The sequence below is a fragment of the Erythrobacter sp. MTPC3 genome, assembly GCF_042854385.1.
Classification (GTDB): domain Bacteria; phylum Pseudomonadota; class Alphaproteobacteria; order Sphingomonadales; family Sphingomonadaceae; genus Erythrobacter.
The window spans coordinates 1-7,191 of the sequence record NZ_BTGP01000022.1; the positions used below are offsets into that span (position 1 = coordinate 1).

The 7,191-nt window shown below is 55.1% G+C and carries 6 protein-coding genes; 3 read left to right on the plus strand and 3 right to left on the minus strand.

All coding sequences use genetic code 11. From position 1 onward, the window contains the following. Nucleotides 1–149: 149 nt before the first annotated feature. Nucleotides 150–947, minus strand: coding sequence for an alpha/beta fold hydrolase (locus tag ACGHU1_RS16625; RefSeq protein WP_390588794.1), 798 nt, complete (start codon nt 945–947; stop codon nt 150–152). A gap of 303 nt (nt 948–1,250) precedes the next feature. Then, a complete protein-coding gene (locus ACGHU1_RS16630) occupies nt 1,251–1,382 on the minus strand; it encodes a hypothetical protein (RefSeq protein ID WP_390588797.1) in 132 nt (43 codons plus the stop codon). Between the two features lie 25 nt (nt 1,383–1,407). Between ACGHU1_RS16630 and ACGHU1_RS16635 the strand changes: the two genes are divergently transcribed. The 3 genes from ACGHU1_RS16635 (at nt 1,408) to ACGHU1_RS16645 (ending at nt 6,632) form a co-directional block, all read left to right on the plus strand. After that, nucleotides 1,408–2,568 carry an AAA family ATPase gene (locus ACGHU1_RS16635; protein ID WP_390588798.1) on the plus strand — a complete coding sequence of 387 codons (1,161 nt, stop codon included), beginning with the start codon at nt 1,408–1,410 and terminating at the stop codon, nt 2,566–2,568. Further along, nucleotides 2,537–5,140, plus strand: coding sequence for a S8 family serine peptidase (locus tag ACGHU1_RS16640; RefSeq protein ID WP_390588800.1), 2,604 nt, complete (start codon nt 2,537–2,539; stop codon nt 5,138–5,140). The genes ACGHU1_RS16635 and ACGHU1_RS16640 overlap by 32 nt, the downstream gene beginning before the upstream one ends. 607 nt (nt 5,141–5,747) lie before the next feature. Further along, complete coding sequence (locus ACGHU1_RS16645) at nt 5,748–6,632, plus strand: glycerophosphodiester phosphodiesterase family protein (protein WP_390588802.1); 885 nt, start codon at nt 5,748–5,750, stop codon at nt 6,630–6,632. Here the strand turns inward: ACGHU1_RS16645 and ACGHU1_RS16650 are convergent. Beyond that, nucleotides 6,629–6,946, minus strand: coding sequence for a hypothetical protein (locus ACGHU1_RS16650; RefSeq protein ID WP_390588804.1), 318 nt, complete (start codon nt 6,944–6,946; stop codon nt 6,629–6,631). The genes ACGHU1_RS16645 and ACGHU1_RS16650 overlap by 4 nt on opposite strands. Nucleotides 6,947–7,191: the final 245 nt, after the last annotated feature.

Here is a 7,191-nt window from a genome sequence, read left to right on the forward strand (position 1 = left end):
CTGCGCGCCGCCAGTGTACAAAAGTTGACTTTCGACGTTATGTCCGCTTCGCGCCTCAGAATCGGTCATCGGGCCAACCAACAACAGTTCTGAAAAGCGGTCGAAGCCGCGAAAGCCAACGGTGGTCCGCTCTCGACCTACTTCAGGGCTTAGTTTGGCCCAGTGCCTGCTAGAATGATGTCCACGACCTCATGTGGCTTATCCCAGATCGAATAGTGACCGCTGTCTTCTAAGCAGTGATACCCGGCCTGCGGAAATGCGGCGCGTGCTCTGGCTGCCTGTCGTGGTAGGCACAATCGGTCCTTGCCACCCCATACGATTGCGACGTGGCCAGTGTGCGATGATGCCGGCCCGGACTGTGCCGGACCTCGTGCCAGGTCTTTAATCAAGGGAACGACTGTCGATGTCTTGGCAAAAGACACGAGTTCCTTTTCGACCATACTCTCATCGAGCGCCCAGGGCTTTGCCGAGAGTTGCGCAAGCAGCGCGGTGCGCGAGACAGATGATTTGCTCAGCGCGCCCAGTTGGCCCTTCAGAGCAAGCAGAAGCTTTTTCGAAGCAGTCAGTGTCCACTTGAAATAGGTTCGCTCCCAACCGCGCCAAAAACCGCCCGGATTGAGAGCCACCACGTTTCGCACACAGCCGCGGCGCGCCATCTCCAACACCAGCCGTCCGCCTAATGAAAAACCTACAATGTCGGAGTTTGTAAGCCCGTTTTGCTCAATGTATTTCTGCAAGTCGTCGGCCAAGCCCGCCAAGGTCCCGCTGTCATCGCGCGCAGTAGCATTGCCATGCCCGGGCAAATCGATTGTAATTACCTCTCGTTCTTCAGCCAACCGGGGAATGATTGGTGACCAAGATCGACCACTTCCGCCCAGTCCATGGACCAGTAAGAGCTTTGGCCCGCTACCATCAGTTTCCGTGTTGAGATTAATGTTCGTTTCCATAACGACCGGACGCTACCTGATTACATTTGGAATTCAAATTGAAAGCGGATCTTCATGAATGTCAGCAGAGAAGAAGGCATTGCGATGAAGATTGCCTGTCGAAGGTCTGCTTCACGCTTCGAAAAGCTCTGAACCGGACTGTCCGCTACCGGCCCAGTTTCACACGTCGGAGTTTGGCCGGTTCGAACGGCAGGAATTGGGCCAAAGGCAGACTGTCCGTTTTTGGCCAGCCCGGAGCAAGAGCCGCCCTTCAGCCTCCTGTTGGACGGCTCAAAACACCATCCGCGAACTTCGTTCGCCTCGTCACAAAGGCGGCATTTTGATTGGCCAGGAGGCGATGGGCGGAGCAATCTCATTTGACTGGACGAGGCTGTTCATCGGCATCTGAGCAAGGAAGCTCATTTCGGGATCGGTCTCGCCGGAAACATTATTCATGTAGTTGACTGTTTTACCAGAACGAATGATCCGCGTCGATTGTCAATCCGTTGACCGAGCGGAGGGAATAGGCAATCCGCAGCATTTTTACGATATCCGCGACTTTTTTCGAGTATCGGGTGACTTTTCACCATTTTCGCGTAACTTGATGAAGCAAGCGAGAGGAGTTTTCGTGGCGCGCAGCGATCTCATTGTCAATTTGGTGAAGGCGGGGGCCGCGGGCAATGTTGGTGCCGTCAAGGAAGTAGCAGAAGCGATCGCCGCCGACGAGCGTTCAAAACGGCACACTGGTGTGGCGGACCGGATCGCCAAAGCCATAGCTGTCACCGAGAATGCCAATCAAGTTAATCGAAGAGGCGCGAACGGTGCCCGCGTTCGCGACGGATCCGGCGGCATCCAACGCCGCGATCCAGATCGCCCGATGGCATCGCTATATCTAGACAAGTTGATCGCGAATGCTTGCTCGGAATTGATTGAAGAGCAGCAGCGCGCAGGTGTTCTGCGAGCGCACGGTCTCGAGCCGCGCCACAGGCTCTTGCTCGTTGGCCCGCCTGGTAATGGGAAAACTTCGATTGCTGAGGGCCTCGCTTATGAGCTCTCTCTGCCGCTCTTTACCGTTCGCTACGATGCCGTCGTCACGTCCTATCTTGGAGAGACGGCACAGAGGCTGCGACGCCTATTCGACTATGTCCGGACTGAACCGTGCGTCCTTTTTTTTGATGAATTCGACGCCATAGGTAAAGAGCGAGGAGACATTCATGAGACGGGTGAGATCAAGCGCGTAGTTACAACACTATTGCTACAGCTCGACGATTTGCCGTCGTATTGTGTTCTAATCGGCGCCACAAATCACCCTGAACTTCTCGACCGTGCAACTTGGAGACGGTTCGAAATGAATCTGGAGGTAGGAAAACCCAGCGAAGAGTTAATGGCGAAATTCTTCGTGGATAATCTTAAGAAGTTCGAAGAAAAGTCTGGCTACACCGCGAAGCGCCTTGTGTCTGAGGTTAGTCCTAAGAATTTTTCAGAGGCAGAAGACTTTTTTCAAGATTTGCGCAGACGCCATGTACTTGCGCAGGGGGCCGTAACATTCCGAACTTTAGTAAAGGATCGAGTGACAGCATGGGCTGCGCAGCACAATCGAGTAAGAGAAGATGACCGAACGTCCGATCCTTCGATTACCTGACGGGAAGCGCGCCCGCAGATTGACCGGTAGTTCCAATTTCCCTCCGCCGCCCAAGCCTCGCGGCAGACGAACACAAGAGCAGCGATTCAAACGCAAGATCGACCGGATAGCAGACGCGATCTCGGGACCAGATGCCGAGATCACTCTGCGCCAAGACCCGATGGGCATCGCGCCAGAACGTGCGCTAGTTTTCGTCTCGGCGGTTCCGATACAGAACTTCGTGCGCGCGGCAACTGGCATGGGCCTAGAAGTGTTCGCCGAGGTGGAGCTCGATAGCCTAGATGGTGCCGACGATTTTTTGGCTGAAATTATCAGTGAATTGCGCCCCACGCTCTATGCGACAATGCCGACTATGAACGTTCTTGAGGACTTGTTGCGCTTGTGGAAGCGCTACAGTGCAGACGAAAAAGCACCCACTGGCTCGGCTCCTTGGTGGAATCTCTTCGACATGCTGGCTGATCTTCGACCTTGGGGGCCCCTAGATCGTCTGACAGAGCATTCGCGTCGCGAACTTTTGGCGAGGTTAGAAGCCGCTGGTGACGACAAGTTGCGATTGGAGTTCGAATTCTGGCCGACCAACAATTCTGCAAAGCGAACAGATTGGCGGCGCGATGCAGAAAATCGAATAGCGGGAGAAGGCGGAACAATCATCTCCTCGTGCACCATCGACGAACTCGGTTTCGTCTATGATGCCATGCTTGTTGAGCTTCCTACGGAAGCGGTCACTCGGATGTTGGATGGCGAGACCGATCCGAACAGCCTCGCGATGCTGGATGGGCTGCAGTTTATTTGGCCCCAAAGCATCGCACAATCGCTGCCAGACGATTCCGACCCACTCGAAAGCGGTGTAGTTGATGCTAGCGGATCGCTCGATGACGACGCACCGATCCGCGCCATCCTGCTTGATGGTTTGCCGATTGCGGCCCATGAACAACTCGACGGCGGCGTTGTGATTGAAGATATTCACGATTTAGAACCGCTTTCACAAGTAGAACATCGCAAACATGCCACAGCAATGGCATCGCTCATTCTTCGCGGAGATGTGACAACAGACGGCGAACCTGTCCCCGACGCAAGGCTGGTGTCTATACCGCTGCTCATTGACACGGAGCGCGGCGCGACATCACCCGATGACCGCTTATTCGCCGACCTCGTTCACATCGCGTTCCAAAGGGCATTTGGTGGCGACGAACCGCTTGCGCCGGATGCGTTTGTTGTAAACTTTTCAATCGGAGTTGTTGGCCAGAATTTCGCTGGTCGGATCGGCTCGTTGGCTCGCCTGCTTGATTGGTGGGCAGAGCGTGCTGGCATTCTCATTATGGTCTCCGCGGGCAATGCCAGCGACCCCATATATGTGGCGGGAACGACTACGATCGACTTTGAGGCTTTGGATACACAGGCAAAGATCAGAGCGGTCGAAAATTGCCTCGGCCAAAATCAGCACGAGAGAACGCTTCTGGCTCCCGCAGAAGCCATGAACTCGCTAACGGTGGGCGCCGTAAATGCCGATCTTTCGGATCCAGCTTTCGATCCTCCTGCAGGCGAAATTGTTCTGTGCGAAATTGGGCACGGAATGGTCGCAGTCGCATCGAGGAGCGGGCTCGGACCATTTCGATCAATCAAACCTGACATCGTTGGTGTTGGAGGTCAGCATAATCTGAGGTGCTTCCCATCTGGCAATGACGTTCAGTTGCGCTTAGTATCGACAAATCGAACTGGACTAAACGTTGCGTCGAGCAATGACGGCATCGTAGGACTGAAGCGAGAGCGCGGAACGAGTTGTGCCAACGCTTTGGCTGTTCGTGCTGCCCTTAAAGCTGCAGCTGCTCTGACGGCTGACGATGGCCCATATCAAGGCGCTGAGCTTGAGAGGCAGGATCTAGCTCTACTGACGAAATGCTTGCTCGTTCACTCGGCAAGCTGGCCGGATGCTGCGAACGAGCTATTTGAGCAAGCCCAATCCAATGGAGGGCATCATTCTACGAACAAAGAGTCCGTAGCGCGATTCTACGGTCACGGCCTATTTGACGTTGAACGAATGTGTGAAGCGCCCTCCAGTGGAGCCACACTCGTGGGGCTTGGTACGCTACGCAAAGACCAAGCGAACATTTTCGAAATGCCGCTGCCGGCGTCGCTTTCAGGCGTGAAGCTTAGCCGTTCGATGGTCGTCACACTTGCGTGGTTTTCCCCGACCGATCCGGTGCGTGCGCGCTATCGTCTCGCCGCCCTAGAAGCCGTTGCTGCGGATGGCGATATGACCTTTGATGGCACCAAAGATGGGGGCTGGCACCTTAGAATGAAGGCGGACCAACTGGACGCAAATCAGATCAAGCGCGGGACCGTGTGGTCTAAACGTCTCACCAATGAGATTAAGACGACCCCAGATATCGCAGGCGATGCAATTCTACCGATTAGAGTTCAATGTCGTGATAGTTCCGGCGGCGGCTTGAGCCCAGACGAAGATATCAGGTTTGCGATCGCAGTTTCGCTTGAAACGGAAATCGTCGATGGTTTGGATATCCATCAAGAGATTAGGGAAAGGCTGCAAGTTCCAGTGGTGGGGGTCGCGTAGCCGCTGCCCTTCAGTTTTGCTTTGCAGACGTGAGATGGAACGAGCGAGCTCGAATCTAATCGTCTATTTTCGAACCAGACGTCTGCCTTGAGTTGCTAGATTATGAGAACTTACTGGCCGGGTCATAAGGCAACTTGGAGATTGTATTTCCTTCGTTCTTGTGGCCGCTTTCGGGAAAACGTCCGCAATCAATCAATGTCCGACATTGGGGCGCAAAGCTGACGAGCAGCTACATGGTAATTGGCATAAAAGTTCACATTGGGTTCTACGGCAGCTTTCAGATGATCAGCTTTTAAACCCGAACGTCCGATTATGGGGTGAAAGCTGACGTGCCGAGCAATCTGCTGATTGCCTGCCTCTGGGCCGATTTGCGACTGGCCGCTTTTAGCCCACGGGCTGTGCGAAGCAGACATTCCTCTGACGACCCAATTTCGGCCATTCCTCCAACGGCAATATCTGCCTAAAGACAGGCACCTAAATCTAGGCTAGGCACCGGCATATGGGTCGACGTCGCGCATTTCTACTTGCAGCAGTCTTGTTGGTCGGCGCGGTCTATTTCGCAAATGCATCGTGGCTTGCGCCTGAGCCTCAAGGCGAAGCACGGTTGATGGCCCACAGGGGAATCCATCAGCTTTACGACCGGTCCGGGATCGACAAGGACACTTGCACCGCCAATCGCATGCTGCCCCCGACGAACCCTTACATCGAGAACACCTTGCCATCGATTGCAGCCAGCTTTCAGGCCGGCGCCGACATCCTTGAAATCGATATTCACCCGACGACCGACAACGAGTTCGTGGTGTTTCACGATTGGACGATCGATTGCCGGACCGAAGGGAGCGGCGTCACGCGTGAGCAGTCGCTGGAATATCTCAAGTCGCTCGACGTGGGCTATGGATACACTGCCGATGGCGGCAGGACGTTCCCGTTTCGCGGCAAGGGCAAGGGTCTGATGCCATCGCTGGCCGAAGTGCTTAAGGCCTTTCCCGAGCAACGGTTCCTGATCAACTTCAAGAGCCGATGGATAGAGGAAGCGGATCTTCTACAAGCCTATCTCGAGCGGCATGGGATCATTATCGATGACAAGATCATGGTCTATGGCCACGACAAGCCTGTGGGGCGCTGGAAAACCATCAATCCGAACGGCTTTGCTTTCTCCAAAGCAGAAATGAAGAAGTGCACGCTTGATTACATGATGGTTGGCTGGAGCACCAAATTGCCGGGCTCGTGTGTCGGAAGCGTGATCGGGGTGCCGATCAACTACAGGCATCTGGTGTGGGGATGGCCCAACCGGTTTCTTGAACGGATGCGCCAATCGGGCACGACCGTGATCTTCCTTGGAAACGTCGAAAACGAAAATGGTGCCCCCGGCATCACGGACCCTGACGATCTCGATGCTGTTCCGTCAGGCTTCGAAGGGCTGATCTGGACCGACGCTATTGAGCAAGTCGGCCCAGCGTGGACGGATAAGGCACGAGCGGGGGGAGCTTAAACGGCGAGAAAATGATCTTCGAGTGATGCGTTGAAGCGGCGCCACAGACCCGTTTCGTCCTGTCCCGGCCCACCATGCAGCCAGATCAGGATCGGCGCCATTGCGCTGCGACCGCGGACAGTAACTGATTGCTGGACCCCGCCAAGCTTTAGCCGGTGCATTTCGGCAATGCTGCCGGGCAAAGCGTCTCCCGTTGACGACCAGAACGGCTGGGTATGGCCCCACCTGCCCGCATATTGCCACGCGACTACAACGCCGATGAACAGTGCCAGAATGACAAGGACAAGCCGGAACCGGGGGTTGGTGGTGGACATCGCGTAACCCTATGAGAGCAGGACCTAGATCGCCAACAGTAATGTGTCGGACACCCAGCTAAGCCGTCCTTCGCCTTTCACTCCCAGTTCCCGTCGGAGAAGATCGGCAGAAACTGGGCCGATAGCCGTCTGTCAGCTTTTTGTGCCCACAAGCAGAAAGCTGCCATTCGGATCGCGACCAACCAGCAAAACGTCCTCTGTGGATGGCTCCCGCGTTGCAAGTGGTGATTTGAGGGTCTGGCGTT